General features: G+C 63.0%; 25 protein-coding genes. 9 read left to right on the top strand and 16 right to left on the bottom strand.

Annotated features, from left to right (window positions below; all coding sequences use genetic code 11):
* Positions 1-37: 37 nt before the first annotated feature.
* Positions 38-880: an MBL fold metallo-hydrolase gene (locus tag LMTR13_RS03695; RefSeq protein ID WP_197520991.1), complete on the top strand. Its 843-nt coding sequence runs from the start codon at positions 38-40 to the stop codon at positions 878-880.
* 51 nt (positions 881-931) lie between these two features.
* Positions 932-1,627 carry a DUF1326 domain-containing protein gene (locus LMTR13_RS03690; RefSeq protein WP_065726721.1) on the top strand — a complete coding sequence of 232 codons (696 nt, stop codon included), beginning with the start codon at positions 932-934 and terminating at the stop codon, positions 1,625-1,627.
* On the opposite strand, the gene LMTR13_RS03685 is transcribed toward LMTR13_RS03690, so the two are convergent.
* Positions 1,578-2,117: a GNAT family N-acetyltransferase gene (locus LMTR13_RS03685; RefSeq protein WP_065732398.1), complete on the bottom strand. Its 540-nt coding sequence runs from the start codon at positions 2,115-2,117 to the stop codon at positions 1,578-1,580. The two genes, LMTR13_RS03690 and LMTR13_RS03685, sit on opposite strands and share 50 nt — an antisense overlap.
* A 91-nt stretch (positions 2,118-2,208) precedes the next feature.
* Here LMTR13_RS03685 and LMTR13_RS03680 point away from each other — a divergent pair, with 91 nt between their 5' ends.
* Positions 2,209-2,988 (top strand): SDR family NAD(P)-dependent oxidoreductase, encoded by a 780-nt coding sequence (locus tag LMTR13_RS03680; RefSeq protein WP_065726720.1) that lies wholly within the window; start codon positions 2,209-2,211, stop codon positions 2,986-2,988.
* Positions 2,989-3,087: 99 nt separating this feature from the next.
* The gene (locus LMTR13_RS03675; RefSeq protein WP_065726719.1) at positions 3,088-3,975 is read left to right on the top strand and encodes a TauD/TfdA dioxygenase family protein; all 888 of its coding nucleotides are present in this window, start codon (positions 3,088-3,090) and stop codon (positions 3,973-3,975) included.
* 47 nt (positions 3,976-4,022) lie between these two features.
* Here LMTR13_RS03675 and LMTR13_RS03670 read toward each other — a convergent pair whose 3' ends face one another.
* On the bottom strand, positions 4,023-4,673 hold the full coding sequence (locus tag LMTR13_RS03670) for a YqgE/AlgH family protein (protein WP_065726718.1): 651 nt from the start codon (positions 4,671-4,673) through the stop codon (positions 4,023-4,025).
* Between the two features lie 137 nt (positions 4,674-4,810).
* On the opposite strand from LMTR13_RS03670, the gene LMTR13_RS03665 reads away from it, so the two are divergent.
* On the top strand, positions 4,811-5,644 hold the full coding sequence (locus tag LMTR13_RS03665) for a protein-disulfide reductase DsbD domain-containing protein (RefSeq protein ID WP_065726717.1): 834 nt from the start codon (positions 4,811-4,813) through the stop codon (positions 5,642-5,644).
* Positions 5,645-5,777: 133 nt separating this feature from the next.
* Here the strand turns inward: LMTR13_RS03665 and LMTR13_RS03660 are convergent, their stop codons facing one another.
* Together LMTR13_RS03660 and LMTR13_RS03655 are read right to left on the bottom strand one after the other, a co-directional pair.
* Positions 5,778-6,032 (bottom strand): hypothetical protein, encoded by a 255-nt coding sequence (locus tag LMTR13_RS03660; RefSeq protein ID WP_065732397.1) that lies wholly within the window; start codon positions 6,030-6,032, stop codon positions 5,778-5,780.
* Between the two features lie 91 nt (positions 6,033-6,123).
* Complete coding sequence (locus LMTR13_RS03655; protein WP_065726716.1) at positions 6,124-6,321, bottom strand: hypothetical protein; 198 nt, start codon at positions 6,319-6,321, stop codon at positions 6,124-6,126.
* 342 nt (positions 6,322-6,663) lie between these two features.
* On the opposite strand from LMTR13_RS03655, the gene LMTR13_RS03650 reads away from it, so the two are divergent.
* Positions 6,664-8,031: an oligosaccharide flippase family protein gene (locus tag LMTR13_RS03650; protein WP_065726715.1), complete on the top strand. Its 1,368-nt coding sequence runs from the start codon at positions 6,664-6,666 to the stop codon at positions 8,029-8,031.
* Positions 8,032-8,330: 299 nt separating this feature from the next.
* Positions 8,331-9,161: a sulfite exporter TauE/SafE family protein gene (locus tag LMTR13_RS03645; RefSeq protein ID WP_065726714.1), complete on the top strand. Its 831-nt coding sequence runs from the start codon at positions 8,331-8,333 to the stop codon at positions 9,159-9,161.
* Between the two features lie 27 nt (positions 9,162-9,188).
* On the opposite strand, the gene LMTR13_RS03640 is transcribed toward LMTR13_RS03645, so the two are convergent.
* The 12 genes from LMTR13_RS03640 to cysG form a co-directional block, all read right to left on the bottom strand.
* Positions 9,189-9,977 (bottom strand): 3-hydroxybutyrate dehydrogenase, encoded by a 789-nt coding sequence (locus tag LMTR13_RS03640; protein WP_065726713.1) that lies wholly within the window; start codon positions 9,975-9,977, stop codon positions 9,189-9,191.
* Between the two features lie 5 nt (positions 9,978-9,982).
* Positions 9,983-11,158, bottom strand: a complete 1,176-nt coding sequence (locus tag LMTR13_RS03635) for a DUF3734 domain-containing protein (RefSeq protein WP_065726712.1) — start codon at positions 11,156-11,158, stop codon at positions 9,983-9,985.
* A 137-nt stretch (positions 11,159-11,295) separates the two neighbouring features.
* Positions 11,296-11,793 carry a CAP domain-containing protein gene (locus LMTR13_RS03630; RefSeq protein ID WP_065726711.1) on the bottom strand — a complete coding sequence of 166 codons (498 nt, stop codon included), beginning with the start codon at positions 11,791-11,793 and terminating at the stop codon, positions 11,296-11,298.
* A gap of 276 nt (positions 11,794-12,069) precedes the next feature.
* Positions 12,070-13,119 (bottom strand): sulfate/molybdate ABC transporter ATP-binding protein, encoded by a 1,050-nt coding sequence (locus tag LMTR13_RS03625; protein WP_065726710.1) that lies wholly within the window; start codon positions 13,117-13,119, stop codon positions 12,070-12,072.
* A complete protein-coding gene (cysW, locus tag LMTR13_RS03620) occupies positions 13,109-14,083 on the bottom strand; it encodes a sulfate ABC transporter permease subunit CysW (RefSeq protein WP_083218665.1) in 975 nt (324 codons plus the stop codon). Before cysW ends, LMTR13_RS03625 begins: the two co-directional genes overlap by 11 nt.
* A 10-nt stretch (positions 14,084-14,093) precedes the next feature.
* Positions 14,094-14,879 (bottom strand): sulfate ABC transporter permease subunit CysT, encoded by a 786-nt coding sequence (cysT, locus tag LMTR13_RS03615; RefSeq protein ID WP_065732395.1) that lies wholly within the window; start codon positions 14,877-14,879, stop codon positions 14,094-14,096.
* Between the two features lie 89 nt (positions 14,880-14,968).
* On the bottom strand, positions 14,969-15,958 hold the full coding sequence (locus LMTR13_RS03610; protein WP_065726709.1) for a sulfate ABC transporter substrate-binding protein: 990 nt from the start codon (positions 15,956-15,958) through the stop codon (positions 14,969-14,971).
* Between the two features lie 137 nt (positions 15,959-16,095).
* Positions 16,096-16,821, bottom strand: a complete 726-nt coding sequence (locus LMTR13_RS03605; protein WP_065726708.1) for a phosphoadenylyl-sulfate reductase — start codon at positions 16,819-16,821, stop codon at positions 16,096-16,098.
* 2 nt (positions 16,822-16,823) lie between these two features.
* Entirely contained in the window at positions 16,824-17,339 is a 516-nt protein-coding gene (locus tag LMTR13_RS03600) for a DUF934 domain-containing protein (protein WP_065726707.1), read from the bottom strand.
* Complete coding sequence (locus LMTR13_RS03595) at positions 17,326-18,981, bottom strand: nitrite/sulfite reductase (RefSeq protein ID WP_065726706.1); 1,656 nt, start codon at positions 18,979-18,981, stop codon at positions 17,326-17,328. The genes LMTR13_RS03600 and LMTR13_RS03595 overlap by 14 nt, the downstream gene beginning before the upstream one ends.
* Before the next feature lie 12 nt (positions 18,982-18,993).
* Complete coding sequence (locus LMTR13_RS03590) at positions 18,994-19,305, bottom strand: DUF2849 domain-containing protein (protein WP_065726705.1); 312 nt, start codon at positions 19,303-19,305, stop codon at positions 18,994-18,996.
* A complete protein-coding gene (gene cysG / locus LMTR13_RS03585; RefSeq protein ID WP_065726704.1) occupies positions 19,302-20,738 on the bottom strand; it encodes a siroheme synthase CysG in 1,437 nt (478 codons plus the stop codon). The genes LMTR13_RS03590 and cysG overlap by 4 nt, the downstream gene beginning before the upstream one ends.
* Positions 20,739-20,991: 253 nt before the next feature.
* On the opposite strand from cysG, the gene cysD reads away from it, so the two are divergent.
* A complete protein-coding gene (gene cysD, locus LMTR13_RS03580) occupies positions 20,992-21,786 on the top strand; it encodes a sulfate adenylyltransferase subunit CysD (protein ID WP_065732394.1) in 795 nt (264 codons plus the stop codon).
* Between the two features lie 24 nt (positions 21,787-21,810).
* Entirely contained in the window at positions 21,811-23,727 is a 1,917-nt protein-coding gene (cysC, locus tag LMTR13_RS03575; protein ID WP_065726703.1) for an adenylyl-sulfate kinase, read from the top strand.
* The last annotated feature ends 28 nt before the right edge of the window (positions 23,728-23,755 follow it).

The raw sequence follows: 23,755 nt of genomic DNA, 5'->3' as shown, positions 1-23,755 counted from the left end.
GTCTTCACTGCGACCGACAAGGGCAGCCGTCCATACGGTGCCGGTCCACAAATCAGGCAGCCTTGAGACTCTGGTCGTAAGCGATGGCCATTTCCTCCTTCCAGCGGGCTTCCTCGTGACGCCGGACTCTCCACCAGCCGAGCGCGAAGCCGCCCTGAACGCAGCCGGACAAACCGGCGAACAGCTCCAGCTCGTGAACACTGTCGCAGTGATCCGTAGCCAGTCCGATGTGATCCTGGTCGACACGGGCACCGGCCCGCGCCACCAGCCCACGGCGGGAAAGCTTGCGGAGAACCTCAAAGCTGCCGGCATCCCACCGGCGGCCGTTACCAAGATCGTCCTGACCCACGGCCATCCCGACCACCTCTGGGGCATCCTCGACGCGAATGACAACCCGATCTATCCGAACGCGAGCTATTTCGTTTCGGCCGTCGAGTGGAACCTCTGGACCGACCCGGATGCGATGCGAAGGTTGCCGGCAGTCTTGGCAACCAACGATCGCATCATCAATGGCGCCAGGAACCATTTCTCGCACGTCAAGGACAAGATGAGGGCGGTACGGGATGGCGATGAGATTGTCAGTGGCGTGCGGGTCATCGATACGCCGGGGCATACGCAGGGCCACATCTCGGTCGAAATCGCCGGTGGGGATGGCATCGTCGTCGTTGCGGACGCGCTTACGCACGCTGTGATCTCATTCCAGCATCCGTCGTGGCCGGTGCCAGTCGACCATGAACCCGATCGCGGCATCTCGACCCGCCTACGCCTGCTTGATCGCCTCGTCATTGAGAAGCGCCGGCTGATCGGCGCTCACCTACCGTTCCCTGGCACCGGCTTCGTCGAGCGCAAGGATGGCGCCTATCGCTTCGTTCCGACTTGAAGGTCGCGCAAAGTCGAGTTGAGCATCATCGCTTTCGGAAGGTGCAGTGAGATGGCGGATCAATGGCTATTCAAGAGCGAGACTTACGATAATTGCAATTGCGCCATGAATTGCGGTTGCCAGTTCAACCTGCCGAGTACCCACGGCTATTGCCAGTCGGCCTTCGTCGGCACCGTCGTTGAAGGCCGCTTCAACGATACGCCGCTCTCAGGGTTGAACTGGGCGGCGCTGTACAAGTGGCCCGGCGAAATCAAGGACGGAAACGGCCGGCGCCAGATCGTTATCGACGAGCGTGCAGACGAAGCTCAACGGGTCGCGCTTGAAATGATCATCTCGGGCAAGGCATGCGAACCATTGAGCAATCTTTTCGCCGTATTCGCGTCCACATGCTCGGAATTTTGCGAGACGTTGTTCCTGCCGATAGACCTCGAAGCGAACCTTGAACTCAGAACCGCAAGGGTAGAGATCCCCGGCGTCATGCGGAGCACCGGCAGGCCGAAGATCAATGAGTTTACGGGTCAACCATTCCACATTGCGCTGGCGCGTCCTAGCGGCAGTTTCGAGTTTACCTACGCAGAAATCGGGCTAGGTACCACGTCGGTCACAGGTGACATGGAAATGGCGTTCGAAGATTCATGGGCACACTTCTGTGTTCATCACTTCAATCAGGATGGCTTGGTCAGGGAAAGATCAAGACTCACGGCATGGCTTGGGCCGGCCCCGCGGTCCCCTCGTCGAGAAATTTGACCATCAGAATCTCGTCGTAATATCGCCCACCCTGCTTGAGGGCTCGCTTTTCATAGCCGTACTCAACAAAGCCCATGGCGCTGTAAAGCCGGCGCGCCGCTTCGTTCTCGCTCACGACAGTCAATTGAACCATCTCCACGCGCCCGCGCGCATGGTCGAGAACGGCCGCGACAAGCAACTTTCCAAGGCCCGAACCTCGCGCGGTGTCTCGAATATACATCGCCCAAAGCCGCCCCTTGTGCGCCTGCTTCGAACCTTCCTGCGCGGAAAATCCGGCTATTCCGGTGAGCTTCCCGTCAAGGAAAGCGCCGAAGATATCGGCCCGGTCGATGACTGCTTCGAACCACGATAGTGGTTGCGCGCTTTCTCGCTCGAACGTGCTGCCGAATGCTTCGGGATTTTTCTGGAGCGCTTCCAGCCGGATGTCCCGGTACAGGGCAGCGTCGGCAAGCTCAAGGCGACGTATCTGCGCCCCGCCAGTATCGGTCACGTTGCACCTCGCTCGGCTTCGTTTGACCTGTCTGCGGATCGGTGCCAGCCTTGTCAATCCTGCCACGTACCCAGCCTTGTCCGGATCCGTCATGTCAGATTTCAAAGAGCTCAGCCGTTCGGTCAAAGGCCTGACCGTTCTCGTCACCGGCGCTGCCAGTGGCATGGGCCGCGCCACCGCGCTCGTGTTCGCGGCCGAGGGCGCCAATGTCGCCGTCACCGATTTAAACGCCGAGCCCACCGAGGCGGTTGCCAGCGAAATCGCAGCAAATGGCGGCGCGGCGAAAGCATGGGCGCTCGACGTCGCCAAACCTGATGAGATCATCAAGGTGGTCAACGGCGTCGCCGCGCATTTCGGCTCGCTCGATATCGTCATCAACAATGCCGGGATCTCCGTGCGCGTGGCGATCGGCGACGAAGGTTATGAAGCCGCCTGGGACAAGGCGCTGGCCGTGATGCTGACTGCGCACCCGCGCATCATCCGGGCTGCGCTGCCGCATCTGCGCCGATCGAAGAATCCGCGGATCGTCAATATCGCTTCGACCGAGGCGCTCGGCGCGACCGCGCTGCATAGCCCATATTCGGCGGCGAAGGCCGGCGTCACCGGCTTGACGCGCTCGCTCGCCGTCGAGCTCGGCCGCGAAGGCATCACCGTGAACTGCATCTGCCCGGGCCCGATCCGCACCGCGATCACTGAGCGGATTTCCGAAGAGCACAAAACGATCTATGCCAAGCGCCGCACCGCACTCGGCCGCTACGGCGAGCCTGAGGAAGTGGCGCACATGACGCTGAGCCTGTGTCTGCCGGCGGCTTCGTTCCTGACCGGCGCGGTGATTCCGGTGGATGGCGGGCTGATGGCACGGAATGCGTAGCGGGCATGCGTCCGCAGCGTTGACTTGGACGTTTCGCGGAGTAACTTTTCTTACAAAGAGAGTGGGAGACACACCGCCCGCCGCTTCGGGAGACACGCCATGGCGATCGCAATCCGGCAGTTGCATCCGCATTTTGTCGGCGAAGTATCCGGACTTGATCTGCGAAAACCCCTGACGCCGCAGGAAGCGGCCGACGTCGAAGCCGGCATGGACAAATACGCCGTGCTGCTGTTCCGCAACCAGGACATCACGGACGAACAGCAACTGGCCTTCGCGCTGAATTTCGGCCAGCGCGAAGACGCTCGCGGCGGCAATATCGTCAAGCCTCAGGATTCGCGCCTCTCGACCGGCCTCAACGATGTCTCCAACCTCGGTAAGGACGGCAAGCCATTGCCGCGCGACAGCCGCGCGCATCTGTTCAACCTCGGCAATTGCCTCTGGCATTCCGACAGCTCGTTCCGGCCGATCCCGGCAAAGTTCTCGCTTCTGTCGGCGCGGGTGGTGAACCCGAAGGGTGGCAACACCGAATTCGCCGACATGCGCGCGGCCTATGACGCGCTCGATGACGAGACCAAGGCCGAGATCGAGGACCTGATCTGCGAACATTCGCTGATGTATTCGCGCGGCTCGCTGGGCTTCCTGGATTACACCGACGAAGAAAAAGAGATGTTCAAGCCGGTGCTGCAGCGGCTGGTGCGGACGCATCCGGTACACCACCGCAAGTCGCTGTATCTGTCATCGCACGCGGGCACGATTCTGGGCATGAGCATGCCCGAGGCGCGGCTATTGCTGCGCGACCTGACCGAGCACGCCACGCAGAAGGAGTTCGTCTACGTCCATAAATGGACCGTGCAAGACCTCGTGATGTGGGACAACCGCCAGACCATGCACCGGGTGCGGCGCTACGACCAGTCGCAGCCGCGCGACATGCGCCGCGCGACGGTGGCGGGTACCGAACCGACGGTGACGCAGCAGGCGGCGGAGTAGGTAGCCGCAAAATCGATGTCGTCCCTGCGAGAACGCAGGGACGACAATTAAGCGTGCCCGGCCTCGTTTGACAGCATGCCGGGGTCGATGCCGATCTTGCGCAACGCGCGCTGATATTTCTCGTCGACGTCGTCGCCGAAGATCAGATCCGGATCGGCGTCGCAATGCAGCCAGCCATTGTGCTGGATCTCGTTCTCGAGCTGCCCGGGCGCCCAGCCGGCATAGCCGAGCGCCAGGATCGCGTGCTTCGGCCCGGTGCCCTTGGCGATCGCCTTGAGGATGTCCACCGTCGCGGTCAGGCAGATACCTTCGTCGATATTCAGCGTCGCGTCCTTGATGAAGAAATCGCTCGAGTGCAGCACGAAGCCGCGGCCGGTATCGACCGGGCCGCCCTTCAGCACCTGCATGGTCTCGGCATTTTCCGGCAGCTTGATCTGGTCAGCCTTCTCGATGATATCGAGTTGCACCAGCAGTCCGGGAAAGTCGATGCTGCCGGCCGGACGGTTGACGATGATACCCATCGCCCCTTCCGACGAGTGCGCGCACATGTAGATGACAGAGCGCTCGAAGCGCGGATCGCCCATGACTGGCATGGCTATCAGCAGCCGTCCGTCCAGATAGCCCTCGCCGAACGAATTATCGCCAAAGCCAGCGGTTTTGCGGCGAACAGGCTTCGGTGTCTTGCCTTCAGGGCTCATCCGCAAAGGCCTTTCTCTTGCAGGTTCATATCCTGATATCGGGTGCGGTTTCTGTCAATCAAGCTTCCGGCATCATTCGGCTGCCGATCACACGCAATTCAATGGTTTGCGTCGAAACTTGCCTGTAAAGACGTGCCATGAGCGTCCTAGTTCCCTTGCGCGCCGCACTCGGCGTCGCCGCCGTGTCTGTCGCGTGTGCGACGTCGGAAGTTCGCGCCGAGGATGCCTCGCCGTGGCAACGAGATACCCATTCCGCGGTCCGGTTGCTGGCGGGATCACGCAGCGGCCCGGTGCTGCTCGGCGGCGTAGCCATCCAGCTGCAGCCGGGGTGGAAGACCTATTGGCGGACGCCGGGGGATTCCGGCGTGCCACCCCGCTTCGACTTTTCCAAATCGGACAATGTAGAAGCCGTGACCGTGCTGTGGCCGGCACCGATGAAATTTGACGACGGCGCGGGCGGCATCGCGCTGGGATACAAGCAGCAGGTCGTCCTGCCGTTGCGGATCGTCGCTAAGAATGCCGACAAGCCGGTGACGCTGCGCACCCACATCAGCTACGCGGTTTGCGAGAAGATCTGCATTCCCGTCGAAGCCCATGCCGAACTGGCGTTTGCCAGCGTGGCAAGCACCGAGGACGGCACACTGTCCGATGCGCTCAATGCGGTGCCGAAGCCGGCCAATGTCGGGGACCCCAGTCCGCTGACCATCCGCGACGTCAAACGCGAGGGAAAGAACGTGCTGGTCGACGTGACCGCGCCCGAGGCCAAGGAGGTCAGCCTGCTCGCCGAGGGGCCGACGCCCGACTGGGCGCTGCCGGTTCCCAAGCTCGTGGAGCAAGGCCCGCCCGGCGTCAAACGCTTTGCCTTCGAACTCGACGGCCTGCCGCCCGGCGCCAGCCCGGAAGGTGCCGCACTGAAGCTGACGCTGGTCGGCGGCGACCGGGCCTACGAGTTCAACGTCAGTTTGAATTGACGCAACCTGCCGTCCCCGTGGACGTGCGCGGCCGCACCACGATGCCGCGACGCGTTTCCGCCGGGTGCAGCGACGCTTTCTGGCGCGAGGAGAGCCGGCGCTTGGCAGCTCTCCTCTTCGGCAACGTGTACTCCTAGCCTTTCTGCCCGCTCATTTGCTGGGCGCGCATATAGCTCTTGCAAGCGCCCCGCATGTCGCCCTTTGCCATCGCGGCATTCGCCGCGCCCATCTCTTTCATCATCGCAAATTTGCCGGGACTGTCAGGCATAGCGTTGCTGGCCGTGACGAGCTTGGCCATGTTTTCGCTTGTGCAAGCCGTCTTCTGGGCAGAAGCCGGGCTGACAGCCAGCGCGGCGGTGATCGTTACAGCGGTGACAAGCAGTTTCATATTCTCCTCCCCGGCCGCACAATGTGGCCGACGCTCAAAATTACGAAAAAACCGGAACAGTTCCACCAACCCGGGGCCAACCAGCATCAAGCTAGGAAACCGGAGATACCTGCACGGCTGGCGGGGGCCTGCGGGTCGGTATGGGATCGGGCGCGTTGATGACATAGAGCGCGCCGGCCACCAGCATGATGGCAGCGATCGCCAATCCCAACATGGCCAGGACCAGATCGTTCGGGTCATCCATCTCGCGGCCCGGACACGCGGGCTGTTCGGGTGGGACGGCAGCCATCGCCTTTGGCTATCCGCGCGAGCGCCTGCAATGAATAACGGCGGGTCCGAAGACCTTTGGCTATCCGCGACATGCGCCGTTGTGAACGGCCGGCGATGGCTCCGCGGCATCAAACGACGGCTCAGCCGTTTTGTTCCTGACTTGGTCGTTTCGCAGCTCCAGGCCGCAGCAATTCGCCGGATGCGATTCGCGGAGCGATCAGCAGGCCAGGTTGGTGCGACTTTGCAGTTCCGCAAAGCCATATCGGTACCGGTCCTCACCGGCCCACCCAACCGAATCTTAACGAATGGTTGATACATCCGACCGTCGCCGCCTCGCGGCACGTTTCGGGGATGTACCGCTGTGGCCGTGATGGATACGCAATCCGCAACCGCTCCGCCTGCCGGCGTGATCGCGCGCCTGCGTGCGCTGCTTGGCGGCTCCAGTGAAGCCTCCGTCACAAAGCGGCTGGCCGGCACGATCTTCGTCATCCGCGTTTTCAGCGCAGCGCTTGCCTATTTCTCGCAGATCCTGCTGGCGCGCTGGATGGGCGGCTCCGACTACGGCGTCTACGTCTATGTCTGGACCTGGGTGCTGCTGCTCGGCAGCATGATGGATTTCGGCATCTCGGCATCCGCGCAGAAGCTCATTCCGGAATATCGTACACGCGGCGAACACGCGCTGTTGCGCGGCTTCCTCTCCGGCAGCCGATGGATGACGTTTGCAGTCTCCTCCATCGTCTCGCTGCTGCTGGCGGGCGCGGTGAAGGGATTGTCGCCGTGGATCGACGGCAACGCGATCGTGCCCCTCTACATCGGTTGCTTGACTCTGCCGGCGTTCGTCGTCGCCAACACCCAGGACGGCATCGCCCGCTCGCATGACTGGATGCGGCTTGGCCTGGTGCCGCAGTTCATCGTGCGCCAGTCACTGATCATCGGCCTGACCGCCGGCGCGTTCGTGCTCGGCTTCAATCTCGGCGCCACGGCCGCGATGTGGGCCAGCGCCGCGGCAGTATGGGCCGCGATGATCGGGCAAATGATCGTGCTCAATCGCAAGCTCGGCGGCCACATCGAGCCCGGCCCCCGGGCCTACGACTTCCGCGGCTGGCTCGCGGTCTCGCTGCCGATCCTGCTGGTGGAGAGCTTTTATCTGCTGTTGTCCTACACCGACGTGCTGGTGCTGCAGCAATTCCGCTCCTCGGAGGAGGTCGGCGTCTACTTTGCGGTGGTGAAGACGCTGGCGCTGGTATCCTTCATTCACTACGCGATGGCGGCGACGACGGCGCATCGCTTTGCCGAGTACAACGCGCAAGGCGACAAGGCGCGGCTGTCGGCCTATGTGGCGCACGCGATCCAGTGGACGTTCTGGCCCTCGCTCGGCGCGACCATTCTGCTGCTGGCGCTCGGCAAGCCGCTATTGTGGCTGTTCGGACCGCAGTTCGTCGTCGGCTATGACATCATGTTCATTGCCGCGATCGGGCTTTTGGTGCGCGCGGCAATCGGCCCGGTCGAGCGGCTGCTCAACATGCTCGGCCACCAGCACATCTGCGCGCTGGCTTATGCGCTCGCCTTCGTCATGAACTTGGTGCTGTGCGTGATGCTGGTGCCGCGCTTCGGTGGCCACGGCGCGGCGGCGGCGACCTCGATCTCGCTTGCGTTCGAGACGGTGCTTCTGTTCTGGATCGTGCGCCGGCGGCTCGGGCTGCACGTGTTGGCGTTCGGCAAGCGCTGACTTGCGACAACGGAGCATGGTGGGCGGGCGCGCATCTGCGAGAGTACTACCCACCGACGGATAACCCTCAAAGCGGGCAATAGGCATCGGCGGGCCGCCTTGGCCCATCATGCCACGTTGCCGCCTCATTTGGCGACGGTGGGACGCTCCCCCGATCACGGGCGCAGTAGGGGAATATATCCATCCAATTCCCGTGCGCGCATGAAACTTTCTTATTTTCACTCCGGCTGCGGCCAGGGCGGGACGTCGATGCCGACGCTGCTATATAATCGAACACTAAACCATGGTTTGATTCTGGAATGATTGATCCTCTCTACGTTGTTTCGGGTTTCGGCGTTGGCCTGCTTGTCGGGATGACCGGTGTCGGTGGCGGCTCGCTGATGACGCCGTTGCTGATCCTGCTGTTCGGCATCCACCCGTCCACCGCTGTCGGCACCGACCTTCTATATGCCGCGGCCACCAAGACGGGCGGCAGCCTGGTGCATGGCTTTGCACGCAGCATTCACTGGCCGGCGGTGATCCGCCTTGCCAGCGGCAGCATCCCGGCAAGCGTCGTTACCTTGCTTGTGCTGTGGCAACTCGACCTCAACGGGGATTCCGCGCGCAGCCTGATCAATCTGGTGCTGTGCTTTGCGCTCTTCCTCACGGCGACATCGTTGGTCTTCCGCAGGGCGATTATGGATCGTTACCGTCGCCGCATGGAAGGGTTCGATGCCGCGACGACCGACCGCGCGACCGTGATGGTCGGCGTGGCGCTCGGCGTGCTTGTCTCGATTTCATCCGTCGGCGCCGGTGCGGTTGGCGTCACCGCGCTCCTGCTGCTCTATCCGCGCCTGCCGATGGCGAGCATCGTCGGCTCCGACATCGCACACGCAGTGCCACTGACGCTGGTGGCCGGCATCGGACACTGGGCGCTGGGTTCGGTCGATTGGGCGCTGATGAGTGTGCTGTTGATCGGATCGTTGCCCGGCATCGTGATCGGCAGCTACTGCGCGGTTCGCGTGCCGGAGACGGTGCTGAGGGTGGTGCTGGCTTCCGTTCTGATTCTGGTCGCCAGCAAGCTCGGCTTCAATGAGCTGCATTTTTCCCAGGAGAGTATCGCAGCCGTCACCGGGAGCGCCGCCCATTAGGCGCGCTTCCCGGGGCCATCGCAATTCCTATGCCGCGGTCCAACCGCCGTCGATCGACAGATTGGCGCCGGTGATCTGGGCGGCATCGTCGCTGCACAGGAACAGCGCCAGCGCTGCGACTTGCTCCGAGGTCACGAATTCCTTGGTCGGCTGTGCCTCCAGCAGCACGTCCTTGATGACCTGCTCCTTGGTCATGTTGCGCGCCTTCATGGTGTCGGGAATCTGTTTCTCGACCAGCGGCGTCCAGACATAGCCGGGGCTGATGCAGTTGCAGGTGATCTTGAAGGTCGCAAGCTCCAGCGCCACCGTCTTGGTGAGACCGGCAATGCCGTGCTTGGCCGAGACGTAGGCCGCCTTGAACGGCGACGCGACCAGCGAATGCGCGGAAGCCGTGTTGATGATGCGGCCCCAGCCGCGCTTCTTCATCCCGGGCACCGCGGCGCGAATGCCGTAGAACGCCGACGACAGGTTGATGGCGATGATGGCTTCCCACTTCTCGGGCGGAAACTCCTCGATCGGCGACACGAACTGGATGCCGGCATTGTTGACGAGGATATCGACCGAACCAAACGTCTTCTCGCCGAGCGCGATCATTTCGGCAATCTCGGCGGGCTTGGTCATGTCAGCGGGCGAGTGCACGGCGCGGACCTTGAAGTCGGTCTCGATGCCGGAGCGCTCGCGCTCGATATCGGCCGGCACACCCATGCCGTTGAGGACGACATTGGCGCCGGCGGCGGCGAAGGCGCGTGCGTAAGCCAATCCGATGCCGCTGGTCGAGCCGGTTACGACAGCGGTCTTGCCTTTTAACGTACCCATTCCATTTACTCCTGCTTGCCTGCGGCTGTCTTCGAGCCATCCGCCGTCATATCGTAGGCCATCATGGTCTGGCCGGATTGCGGACGCTCCAGCACGTCCTTGTGACGCATCGACTGATAGACGTCGCGGACGCCCGCGTTCCAGTGTTCGACCATGGCGACATACGAAAAGTCGTAGTCCTTGGATGACGTTTCGTAGTTCTTGCTCTTGTAGATTAGATGCACGACGGTGACGGTGTTTTCCTCGGCCGCGTTGCAGAGAACTGCCACTGACGGATCGTTCTTGAGATCATCGGGCAGCTTTCCGAGCAGCTCGCGCAACGCCTTCCGCGTGTTGTGCACCTGCTTGTTCTTGTCGGTGGCCATGCGGGTGCGGCTGGAATAGCGGATGTCCTTTTCCCGCTCGGCGGCCTCCAGCAGCGACGTCGGCAATTCACCGCGCGCGCTGAACAAATCGATCTGGAAGATCAGGAGATCGCGGTTGGTTTCTCCGCCCAGCACGTAATCGAGCGGCGTGTTGGAGGCAATGCCGCCGTCCCAATAGTGCTCGCCCTCGATCTGCACGGAAGGAAACCCAGGCGGCAGCGCGCCGGAGGCCATGATGTGCTCCGGGCCGATCTTCTTGCCGCGCTTCCTGAACTCGAAATTGTCGAAATATTTCAAATTGCCCGAGGTCACGCCGACCGCACCGACGCTGAGCCGCGTCTTCAGGTCGTTGATGCGGTCGAAGTCGACCAACCTCTCCAATGTTTTCTTCAAGGGCGCGGTGTCGTAATAGCTCTGCGATTGCGGGCTGCCCGGCGGCCACAAAGGCGCGGGCGGAATGCGCGGCGTGAAGAAGCCCGGCACGCCGAAGGTCGCAATCAGCGCGGCGCTGGTCTCGTTGAACAGCGAGCGCGCGCGGTCGCCCGATGCAACGGGCTTCCATGGCACCGGAGATGATACCATCTCCCAAAATTCTTTCAGCCGGTCGACGCGCTTTTCGCCTTCGTTGCCGGCAATGATCGCGGCATTGACGGCGCCGATCGAAATGCCCGCGATCCATTCAGGTTCGAACCCCGAGCGGCATAGCGCCTGGAAGGCGCCCGCTTGGTAGGAGCCGAGCGCGCCGCCGCCTTGCAGAACCAGCACACGCTGCGCCTTGGCGGGCGTGGTGGCTGGACGTGTGGGGGAATAATCCATCGGGACCGTCAATCAAAGCGTAATGAGGCCGGCACCGTGGCGGCAGTTCGCGACGGCGTCAATTGACTAGATTGGAAGCAAAGATCACGCCCAGTTTATCGCCTTGTGAGGCACGAAAGCCCGTATCCAGGACTGTTTCAGGTTGACGCGAGAATGAGCGTCCAGAACACCTTGTATTTGGTGTTTGGAGCATAAACCGCGGCGATGCCCAATTTTGTGACACCGTTCTTGAGCATATTGGCCTTGTGCGGCGGCGAGTCGCGCCAGCCCGAAAAGGCTTCCGCCATCGTATGATAGCCGGCCGAGATATTCTCGACGGCAAGCTTTGCCGGATAGCCCGAGGCCCCCAGCCGCTTCTCCAGCGGGCCCTTCACATTGTGGTCCATCTTGTTACGGACCGCCATTGCCTGGGACTGCTGCTCCGCCAGCTTGATCAGATCGGGATCGACCACGACGGCGCCGAGGCCGTTGTTCTGGCGATATTGCGAGATCAGAATCGCCGCGGCGACGGGATCAAGCGTGGCGCCGGGTTGGGCCATGTCGAGATACATGGCCGGCTGTTCCGGAATCTTGACGTCTGCCGAGCAGCCGGCAAGTAGCAATAGGCCGATAATGGCGGTGGTCGCCCGTTTCACTGAAAGAATCCCCCGATAGAATCCCCGAAGCCTGGATGGCCGCTTGTTGCATACCAACCGTGGCTGAATGGTGAACGGGAAGCGAATTTTGGCCATTAACGGCACCCACCGCTGTCATCGTCCGTCAACGGGTCGCGCGAATGCGCGCCCGATGACAGGCTCCGGCGGAACGATCCGGTACTCCGCGTCGTCGCAATTATGGGCAGCGGTGATTTACTGGATACCCGCCTTCGCGGGTACGACGACCGCTTTTGTGGCGGCATGTCGGGTCAGAATCTAATCCTGCGCGGTAAAGATCCGGTAGCGGCGGGGCTGTAGGCCGATGATCTCACCGGCCTGGAGTTCCCGGTCCCGGGGGGCGTCGATCTCGATCACGGTCTTGCCCTCCCCGCCCGTCAACGCGATCTCCGCCCGCTGGATCGGGCCGAACGAGCGGACGTGGCGCACCGCGCCCTCCAGCGAGCCGGTCCCGGCCGGCCCGATCTGCATGTCGTGGCGGCGGACGAAAAGTTTCGAGGCGCCGGAGGCCACGCCTTGGGCGGCAATGTTGAGCGGCCGGCCGCCGAGCCGCACCGAGCCGCCTGAGACCTCCACCGGCAGCACGATGGATTCGCCGATGAAACCATGGACGAACGCGGTCGCCGGGTTGTCGTAGACATCGCCGGGAGTGCCGATCTGTTCGATGCGGCCCTTGTCCATGACAACCACGCGGTTGGCGACTTCCAGCGCCTCTTCCTGGTCGTGGGTGACGAAGATCGAGGTGACGTGAATTTCAGAATGCAGCGAGCGCAGCCATTGCCGCAGCTCCTTTCGCACCTTGGCGTCGAGCGCGCCGAACGGCTCGTCGAGCAGCAGAATGCGCGGCTCGATCGCAAGCGCGCGGGCGAGCGCAATGCGCTGGCGCTGGCCGCCGGACAACTGACTGGGATAGCGGTTTGCCAGCCAGTCGAGCTGCACCAGATCCAACAGCTCCTTGACGCGGGCGCGGATCGTGGCCTCGTCCTTGCGGACCGCGCGCGGCTGCACGCGCAGACCGAAGGCGACGTTCTCGAACACCGTCATGTGCCGAAACAGCGCGTAGTGCTGAAACACGAATCCAACATGGCGCTCGCTGGCGCCATGGCCAAGTGCGTCCTCGCCGTCGATCCGCACCTCGCCTGCATCGGGCCAGTCGAGGCCGGCGATGATCCGCAGCAGCGTGGTCTTGCCCGAACCGGACGGGCCGAGCAGCGCCAGCAACTCGCCCTTGCCGACCTTCAGATCGACAGTGTCGAGTGCGGCGAACGCGCCGAACTTCTTGACGATGTTTTTGACTTCAATGGTCACTTGGATCGTCCCTTGGAATTTGTCCTTCGTCCAGGCGCTCTTCGAGAACGGTCTTCACGACCAGCGTGATCAATGCCAGCATTGCCAGCAGCGAGGCGATCGCAAATGACGCTACGAACTGATACTCATTATAGAGGATCTCGACCAGCAGCGGCATGGTGTTGGTCTCGCCGCGGATATGGCCCGACACCACCGATACCGCGCCGAACTCGCCCATGGCACGCGCGTTGCACAATAGCACACCATACAACAGGCCCCATTTAATATTGGGCAGAGTGACGCGGAAGAACGTCTGCAGACCTGATGCTCCCAGCGAGATCGCGGCTTCCTCCTCCTGCGTGCCCTGCTCCTGCATCAGCGGGATCAGCGAACGGGCCACAAACGGAAACGTCACGAAGATGGTCGCGAGCGCAATGCCGGGCACGGCGAACAGAATATGGACGTTGTGCGCCTGCAGCCAGGTGCCCCAATAGCCCTGCGCGCCGAACAGCAGCACGAAGACGAGACCCGAAATGACCGGACTGACCGAGAACGGCAGGTCGATCAGCGTGACCAGGAAGGTCTTGCCGGGGAAATCGAACTTTGCAATCGCCCAGGCCGCGATCACCCCGAACAGCAGATTGAGACCGACCGAAATCGCCGCCACCAGCAGGGTCAGCCGGATCGCCGACAGCGCCTCCGGCTCGGCCAGCGCGGTGAAATAGGCGCCGAAGCCTTTCGACAAAGCCGATGCGAACACCACGACCAACGGCAGCACGACAAAGACGGTGAGGAAGCTGACGGCAAGCGCGATGATGACGAAGCGGACCGGCCCGGGTTCGCTCCGCAGGTCCTTGGGAGAAGCAATTGCCCGCGGACCTTCGCGCACGTCGCGGCGCGACAGCGCGGAAATGGCCACGCCCGCCGTGGACGCGTAGGCCTTTAGCGGCGTCGCCGGAGTCACCAAGCTCGTTTGCGTCGACATCGATCGGCCCTCAATGCGCAGGAATGCGGGTTTGCGCCCAGCGTTGCAGGCGATTGACGGCGAAGATGATCACGAACGAGGCCAGCAGCATGACGACGGCAATCGCCGTCGCATCGGCGTAGCGGAATTCGGACAACCGGATCACGATCAGGAGCGGCGCGATCTCCGACACATTCGGCAGATTGCCGGCGATGAAGATCACCGAGCCGTACTCGCCGACCGCGCGCGCGAACGCCAGCGCGAAGCCGGTCAGCAGCGCTGGAATCAGGCTCGGCAAGATCACCCGGAACACGGTGTGCCAGCGGTCGGCGCCGAGGCTTGCCGCCGCTTCCTCGATTTCCGGATCGAGATCGATCAGGACAGGCTGAACCGTGCGCACCACGAAGGGGATGCCGATGAAGACCATCGCGACGAAAATTCCGATCGGCGTGAACGCCACCTTGATGCCGAGTTCAGCCAGCGGCGCGCCGAGCCATCCCTTCTGTGCGAACAATTGCGTCAGCGCCACACCCGCAACCGCGGTCGGCAGCGCAAAGGGAATGTCGACGATGGCATCGAACAACCGGCGGCCCGGAAAGCGGTAGCGCACCAGCGCCCACACGATGATGGTGCCCATCACCAGGTTGACGCAGGCTGCGGCAAACGAGAGACCGAACGAAATCTTCAGCGCATTCAGGGTGCGACGGCTGGAGAGAATTTCCCAGAACTGCGCGGGCGAAAGCTCGAGCGTCTTGAGGAACAGGCCGGCGAGCGGAATGAGGATGATAACGGAGAGCCACGTCAGCGTCAGGCCCATGGTCAGACCGAACCCGGGCAAGCTCGTGCGCCGTGCGACCGCTGTGCTCACAAATCCCCCTGCTTCCGCTACGGCCGACGTTGGCCAGATCAATTCTTGTAAATCTGGTCGAAAATGCCGCCTTCGCCGAAGTGATCCTTCTGCGCCTTGGTCCAACCACCGAAAACGTCATCGATCGTGAAAAGTTCGACCTTGGCGAAGGATTTTTCGTGCTCCTTCGCCATTTCCGCATCGCGCGGACGATAGGAGTTGCGCGCGGCGATTTCCTGGCCTTCCTTGGTATACCAATACTTCAGATAGGCTTCGGCGACGGCGCGCGTGCCTTTTTTATCGGCAACCCTGTCGACAACCGAAATCGGCGGCTCGGCGAGAATCGACCATGGCGGCGCGACGATCTCGAATTTGTCCTTGCCGAACTCGCGCTGCGCCAGGAACGCCTCGTTCTCCCATGCCAGCAACACGTCGCCGACGCCGCGCTCGATGAAAGTTACCGTCGAGCCGCGCGCGCCGGTATCGAGCACCGGAACGTTCTTGAACAGATCGGCGACGAACTTCTTCGCCTTGTCGGCGGAACCGAATTTCTTTTCAGCAAAGCCCCATGCCGCCAGGTAATTCCATCGCGCGCCGCCCGAGGTCTTCGGGTTAGGCGTAATCACCTGCACGCCGGGCTTGATCAGATCGTCCCAATCCTTGATGGCTTTGGGATTACCCTTGCGCACCAGGAAAACGATCGTCGAAGTATACGGCGAGGCATTGAGCGACAGCCGCTTCTGCCAATCCGGCGCCACCAGCCCCTTGGCGGCGATGGCATCGATGTCATAGGCCAGCGCCAGCGTGACGACATCGGCCTGCAGCCCGTCGATTACTGCGCGCGCCTGCGAGCCCGAGCCGCCATGCGACTGCTTGATCTCGACGCTCTTGCCGTTTTCCTTCCGGTAGGCCGCCGCGAACGCCTTGTTGAAATCGGCGTAGAGCTCGCGCGTCGGATCGTAGGACACGTTGAGCAGGGTATAATCGGCAGCGAAGGCCGAACCCGCCCAGAGCAATCCGGCAGCAAGCGGCAGAATGCGACGGATCATCGTTGATCTCCATTCGGCTTGACGAAGCATATCATCAACCACGAACGCATAAGTCGCGACGAAAGGCCACTTAGTCAACGAAACCGCATTTCATTGTTTGCGGTTCCGCAGCTTCCTTGTCCTACGAAGTCCGGACTCTACGAAGCTTTGATCGTATGGATACCGCATTCCGTCTTGCCTCGGCCGCGCCAGCGGCCGGCGCGGGCGTCCTCGTCCGGCGCCGTCCGGCTCGAGCACGGCATGCATCCCACCGACAGGTAACCCGAGGCGACCAAGGGATGCGGCGGCAATTTGGCGAGCTTGTAGATCGCCTCGATCTCCTCGCGCGACACGTTGGCGAACGGATTGAACTTCAGCCTCGCGCCGTCCTCCTCCACCACGGGAATCTCGGCGCGCGCGCCGCCCTGAAAGCGCTTGCGTCCATTGATCCAGCCCGAGAATGGCTTGAGCGCCCGCGCCAGCGGCTCAACTTTCCGGATACGGCAGCAGGCGTCGGGATCGGAGAACCATAATTCGCGATCGGGATCCTGGCGCGAGAGCGCTTCTTCCAGCGGCCTGATCGAGCGAACGTCGCGAAGGCCTAGCGTCGCAATCAGCGTATCGCGATAGGCGAGCGTCTCCTCGAACAGCCAACCGGTATCGAGGAAGATCACGGGAATCGCGGGATCGACATCGGCCATCACCTTGAGCAACGCCGCCGATTCCGTACCGAACGACGACACCAGCGCAAGCTGCTCGCGGCCCACCGTCTTCAGCGCGGTTTCAATGACATGCGCCGGCGAAGCGTCGCGCAAGTTATGGTCGAGCGTCTGCGCCGAAGGAAGGATCGCCGCTTCAGCGGCGACGGCATGCTGTCCGATCATGGTCACTGGCCGGCACTCTCCGAATGACGCAACTGCATCCGCCGGTTCAGCGCGGTGACGCGGCCGTCGCCGGTCGGCTGGTAGAACACCGAGTAGCGCTTCACGGTTTCGGCGAAGGCCTCGGCGTCGGCATCCTTCTTCACCTCGAACGCGTCGAAGCCGGCGCGCGACATGAACACGAACTGGTCGCGCAGCACCTGGCCGGTGGCGCGCAGCTCGCCATCATAGCCATGCCGCTCGCGCAACAGGCGGGCCTGGCTGTAGGCGCGGCCGTCGCGGAACGTCGGGAATACCAGCGCGACGGCGGCCAGGCGATCGAGATAGGGCACGAGGTCGTCGACGGCGCGACTGTTCGGCCAGATCACGCCGGTCTTGCCGGCGCGCTTGAGAATGGCTTCCGGATCTTCGAGGAACCGCGCCGCCGAAATGAGGACTGCTCCGTCGCCCGGCAATTCGGCGCCTTCGGCAACATGGACGAACAAGTCGGTCGTGATTCTTCCGTTCTTAACGAGTGGCATAGACCCGCTCCTTGAAAGGCTCGACGCCGAGGCGCTTGACCGTGTCCACGAACAACTCCTCGGGACGGTCGCGCAGCGCGAGATAGGCTTCGACGATATCTTCGATCACATCGGCAACTTCGGCGTAGGGAACGGCCGGACCGATCAGCACGCCCATCTGCGCGTTCTCGTCGGCACGGCCGCCGATCGTGATCTGGTAAAATTCCTCGCCGTTCTTCTCGACGCCGAGAATGCCGATATGGCCGACATGGTGATGGCCGCATGCGTTGATGCAGCCGGAGATGTTGATGTGCAGCCGGCCGATCATGTCGGCAGTGTCGTGGTTGGCAAAACGGCGGGTCAATTCCTGAGCGATCGGAATCGAGCGCGCGTTAGCCAGCGAGCAGTAGTCGAGCCCGGGGCAGGCAATGATGTCGGTAACGAGGTTGACGTTCGGCGTGGCGAGCCCGAGGCGGTCCAGCGCCTTCCACAACTGAGGCAGGTCGCGCTTGGCAACATGCGGCAACGCCAGGTTCTGCTCGTGGCCGACGCGGATTTCGCCGAAGGAATACTTGTCGGCGAGATCGGCGATCGCATCCATCTGGTCCGCGGTGGCATCGCCGGGCGGGCCACCCACCGGCTTCAGCGACAGCGTCACGATCGAATAACCCTGCACCTTGTGCGGGGCCACCGAGTTCTTGCGCCAGCGCTCGAACAGCGGATCATGCGCGGCCTGCTTCAGCTCGTCCGGCATGTGCGGAAGCTTCTCGTAAGCCGGATAGGAGAAGCGCGAACGCACCTCCTCGATGACGGAATGGTCGAGCGTCAGAGCACTGTGGCCCATCTGCCTCCATTCCTCGTCGACCTCACGCGCGAACTTCTCAATGCCAAGCTCATGCACCAGGATCTTGATGCGCGCCTTGTAGATGTTGTCGCGGCGGCCGTACTGGTTGTAAACGCGCAGGATCGCCTCGACATAGCTCAGGATGTCGCGGCCGTGGACGAAAGGCTTGATGGTCTTGGCGATGAACGGCGTGCGGCCGAGGCCGCCGCCGACCAGCACCTCGAAGCCGGTTTCGCCGTCGGCGTTCTTGTGCAGGCGCAGGCCGATGTCGTGGATCTTGATCGCGGCGCGGTCGTGCTCGGATGCGGTGATCGCGATCTTGAACTTGCGCGGCAGGAACGAGAATTCCGGATGCAGCGTGGTGTGCTGACGCAGGATCTCCGACCAGATGCGGGGATCCTCGACCTCGCCGGGCGCCACGCCCGCCCACTGGTCCGAGGTGACGTTGCGCATGTTGTTGCCGGAGGTCTGCATCGCGTGGATGCCGACTTCGGCGAGTTCGGCCAGCGCATCTGGCAATTCGGCGAGCTTGATCCAGTTGAACTGGATGTTCTGCCGCGTGGTGAAATGGCCGTAACCGCGGTCGTAGCGGCGGGCGACATGCGCAAGCCGGCGCAACTGTTTCGAGGACAGCGTGCCGTAGGGGATCGCGACGCGGAACATGTAGGCGTGCAGTTGCAGGTACACGCCGTTCTGCAGCCGCAGCATCTTGAATTCGTCCTCGGTGAGTTCGCCGGAGAGACGGCGCTTCACCTGATCGCGGAATTCAGACACGCGCTCGTTGATCAGCGTGCGATCGAGTTCGTCATATGCATACATGATGGATCAGCCTTAGGCCGGAAGAAGGTCGATGGTGAGGCCCTTCGACCGGATGTGTTCGCGGAGATTGCCGGGCTTGACCACCCCGCCTTTGAGCTCGACCGGCGCGATATAGGCACCGACCGCGCCGACGTCATCGGCCGCGCTTTCAGCGAGCAATGCACGCGCATCATCCGAAGTGCTCACGATCGCGGCGTCGGGCAGAGCGGTCGACCAACCCTGTTGTGCGGTCCGATAGACCACGACACCATCCCAGGTGCGGTTGGCGGTCACCACCGAGGGCCCCGTGATTCTGATCTTCTTTTGTTCGAGCGGAGAGGTCATTCGGCAGCATCCAGCAGTTTGGAGATGACTTGGTTGAGGTCTGACTGACGCCATGGCGCGGAATGCGCGACGACGTCGCCGATGATGAGGATGGCAGGCCCGCCATCGATTTTTTCGACCAGTACGGGAAGGTTTTCGAGCGTTCCGACCACGGCCTGCGCATCCGGCCGCGTCACGCGCGCAAATATTCCGACCGGCGTTTGTGGCGATCGCCCTGCGGCGAGAAGCCCGGCGCGGACCGAGGGGGCAGCCGTCATGCCCATGTAGACCACGATGGTCATCTTCTTGTCAGTCAGCACCGACCAGTCGACGGCTTCGGCGTCCTTTGCCTTGTGCGCGGTCAGGAAGGTGATGCGCAGCGCTTCGTGCCGATAGGTCAGCGGCGCTTCGAATTGCGCGGCAGCGCCGAGACCTGCGGTGATGCCCGGCACTACCGAATAGGCGACTCCTGCGGCGCGCAACACTTCGATCTCCTCGCCGCCACGGCCGAAGATGAAGGGATCGCCGCCCTTCAGCCGCACCGCGCGCTGTCCGGCCTTCGCAGCCTCGATCAGCAGCTTGTTGATTGCATCCTGGCCGATACCCGGCTTGCCGACGCGGCGGCCGACCGGAATGCGTGATGCATCGCGGCGCACGCGATCAAGAATTTCCGACGACACCAGCTCGTCGTAAAAAACCACGTCGGCATCCTGCAGCGCGCGCAGCGCCTTGATGGTGAGCAGATCCGGATCGCCCGGCCCCGCGCCGACCAGCGTCACCGCGCCCTCGGCCTTGCCGTCCTTGCTCGCGCCAGCGAAGGCGGAGGGATCGGCGATTTCATTCAGCGCGGCTTCCGCCTCGGCCTTGCGCCCGGCCAGAACCAGCGCACCGATCGGGCCGTCGATCACGCGCTCCCAGAAGCGGCGGCGCAACGCAAATTCGGGAATCCGCGCATGCATCGATTTACGAAACCTGCCAATGAAGGCGGCGAGATCGCCGATGCGCGCCGGCAGCACCGCTTCGATGCGCTCGCGCACGCGGCGCGCGACCACCGGCGACGCACCGCCGGTGCCGACGGCGACGACGACGTCGCCGCGATCGACGATCGCCGGAACGATGAAAGTGGAGTGCGCGAGATCATCCATCACGTTCACAGGCAGACCGACCGCTTTCGCGCGCACGGACATCGCAACGCCGATATCACCAGCACCGGCGCAGAGCACCGCGATGACGCCTGAGAGATCGGCCGTGAGCGGATCGCCGGTTGCGCGTTCGATCCTCGCGGCAGCGGCCGCATCGAGTCCCGAAACGTCATGGCTGCCGTCGGTCGCATACCAGCGAATGTTTGCACCGGCCGACGCCAATAGGCGCAGCTTCGCACGCACGAGTTCGCCGGCTCCGACGAGCAGCACCACGCCGCTTTGCAGATCGAGAAACACGGGCAGGAATCGCATGCGAAACTCGCTTCCCCCACTTCGGGGTTGACTGGAATTATTTTCTATATATGTGTCGTTCAGCGCTCGCAAAGAGAAAATTTTTTCTTCTCTGCTGCATCGCGACTATAGAATTTTCGCCCACCAAGGCCAAGGCCCAGAGATGCATCTTCTCAATCCCGACTCTGCCAAAGATCGGTTGCGTGGCGCCGACCGCAAAAGCGGCGCCACCGTCGAACAAATTTTCACTGATGGACGGCTGCCGCCGCCCTCGATGGATCATCTCGACGAGCTCGAGGCGCAGAGCATCTACATTCTGCGCGAGGCCTTCGCACGGTTGAAAAAGCTCGCGCTGCTGTGGTCGCTCGGAAAAGATTCCAACGTGATGATCTGGCTGGCGCGCAAGGCCTTCTTCGGCCGCGTGCCGTTTCCGGCGCTGCACGTCGACACCGGCAAGAAATTTGCCGAGATGTACGCCTTCCGCGATCGCTTCGGGAAAGAGTGGGACCTGAATCTTAAGATTGAGCCCTGCCCGCCGATCGATGCCGTCGATCCAACCTTGCCGCCAGCCGCGCGCTCCGCCGCCCGCAAGACCGAGGGACTCAAGTGGGCGCTTAACAAATATGGCTTCGACGGATTGATCGCCGGCATCCGCCGCGACGAAGAGGCGACGCGCGCCAAGGAACGCGTGTTCTCGCCGCGCGGGCTCGAAGGCGGCTGGGACGTGCGCGATCAGCCACCGGAGTTCTGGGATCAGTTCAACGCATCGGTGCCGCAAGGCGCACACTTACGCGTTCACCCGATCCTGCATTGGACCGAGGCCGACATCTGGGCCTACACCAAGCGGGAAAACATTCCGATCATCCCGCTCTACCTCTCGAAGGACGGCAAGCGCTATCGCTCGCTGGGCGATCAGGACATCACCAATCCGGTGGCGTCGACCGCCTCCAGCATCGACGAGATCCTCGCCGAACTCGACGGCACCAAGGTGCCGGAGCGCGCCGGCCGCGCGCTGGATCATGAAACCGAAGATGCGTTCGAGCGGCTGCGCGTCGCCGGCTATCTCTAACGGACATTTGCTGTGAGCGTTGCGATGAACATGATCCTGCCTGCCAGCGTTTCGGCAACACCGAACGGCACCACCCGCCCGCAAGTCCGCATCGTCATCGTCGGCCACGTCGATCACGGCAAATCCACGCTGGTCGGACGCCTGCTGCACGAAACCGGCAGCTTGCCCGAGGGCAAGCTGGAGATGCTCAAAGCCGTCAGCGCGCGGCGCGGCATGCCGTTCGAATGGTCGTTCCTGCTCGATGCGCTGCAGACCGAGCGCGACCAGGGCATCACCATCGACACCACGCAAATCCGTTTCCGCACCCGCTCGCGCGACGTCGTGCTGATCGACGCGCCCGGCCATGCCGAATTTTTGCGCAACATGATCACCGGCGCCTCGCAGGCCGACGGTGCGGTGCTGATCATCGACGCGCTGGAAGGCGTGCGCGACCAGACCCGGCGTCATGGCTATCTGCTGCATCTCTTGGGCATCAAGCAGGTCGCGATCGTCGTCAACAAGATGGATCGCGTCGATTTCAGTGCTGATCGCTTCAAGGAGATCAGCGACGAGATTTCCGCGCACCTGATCGGCCTTGGCGTGACGCCCACGGCGGTGATTCCGATTTCCGCCCGCGACGGCGACGGCGTTGCGGAGCAGACGCCACGGATCGACTGGTACCAGGGACCAACCGTCGTCGAAGCACTTGACGCGCTCGAGCCGGCGCGACCGCTGGAGCAACTGGCGCTGCGGCTGCCGGTGCAGGCGATCTACAAGTTCGACGACCGCCGCATCGTGGCGGGCCGCATCGAGTCCGGTCATCTGTCAACCGGCGATGAAATCGTCATCATGCCCGCCGGCAAGATCGCGAAGATCAAGACGGTGGAGAGCTGGCCGGTGACGCCGCTCAAGGGCAGCCACGGCGCCGGCCGTTCGGTCGGCATCACGCTCGACCGCGAATTGTTCATCGAGCGCGGCGATGTGATCGCCCATGCGGGAGCTACCCCGCGCGATACGCGGCGAATTCGTGCCCGCATTTTCTGGCTGCACGACAAGCCGCTGTCGAAGGGCGACCAAATCCTGGTCCGCCTCGGCACGCGGGAAACCCGCGCCAGCGTGGTGGCGATCGAGAAGGCGGTCGATCCCGGCGAGCTCTCCAACGAGGAAACAAAAGCGATCGCGCGCAATCATGTCGGCGAAATCGACATTTCGCTGGCGCAGCCGATCGCAGCCGACCCCTATCAGGACAATCCGCGCACCGGACGGCTGGTGATCGAGGTCAATGGCCGCATTGCCGGCGGCGGCCTCGTGCTGTCGGTCGACGCCGGACAGCGCGCCGTCCCGATCGACATCGTGCCGGTGGAATCCGCACTACGTCCCGAAGAACGCTCGGCGCGCTACCGTCACAATGGCGCGGTGATCTGGCTGACCGGCCTGCCGGGCTCGGGTAAATCGACGCTGGCGCGTGCGCTGGAGCGGCGGCTGTTTTCGCGTGGCGGCTCGCCGATCCTGCTCGATGGCGACACGCTGCGCGCCGGCCTCAACGGCGATCTCGGCTTCTCGGCGCACGACCGCACCGAAAACATCCGCCGGCTGGCGGAAGTTGCGACCCATCTGGCGCGCAACGGCCACATCGCCGTCGTCGCGGCGGTCTCGCCATCGGCGGACGATCGCGCCGCCGCGCGCCGCATCGCCGACGCCTCGTTCCGCGAGATCTACGTCGCGACGCCGGCCGAAGTCTGCGAGAGCCGCGATCCCAAGGGCCACTACGCCAAGGCGCGCGCCGGCACGTTGCAGGCCTTCACCGGCATCGGCAACGACTACCAGCCGCCGGCCCAGGCGGAGCTGCAAATCGACACCTCTGCGCGCACGGTTTCGGACGCAACCGACGAGATCGAACGAATGCTGGCTGAGACCGGTATTTTGTTCGATGAACTGGTGGATCTGGCAGCAAACATCTAGGCTTTTTGGGGCCTTCTCATCGACCCGG

Source organism: Bradyrhizobium icense (genome assembly GCF_001693385.1).
In the GTDB taxonomy this organism is placed as follows: domain Bacteria; phylum Pseudomonadota; class Alphaproteobacteria; order Rhizobiales; family Xanthobacteraceae; genus Bradyrhizobium; species Bradyrhizobium icense.
The sequence above is the reverse complement of the archived record's forward strand: the minus strand, read 5'-3'. Positions and strand labels throughout refer to the sequence as shown.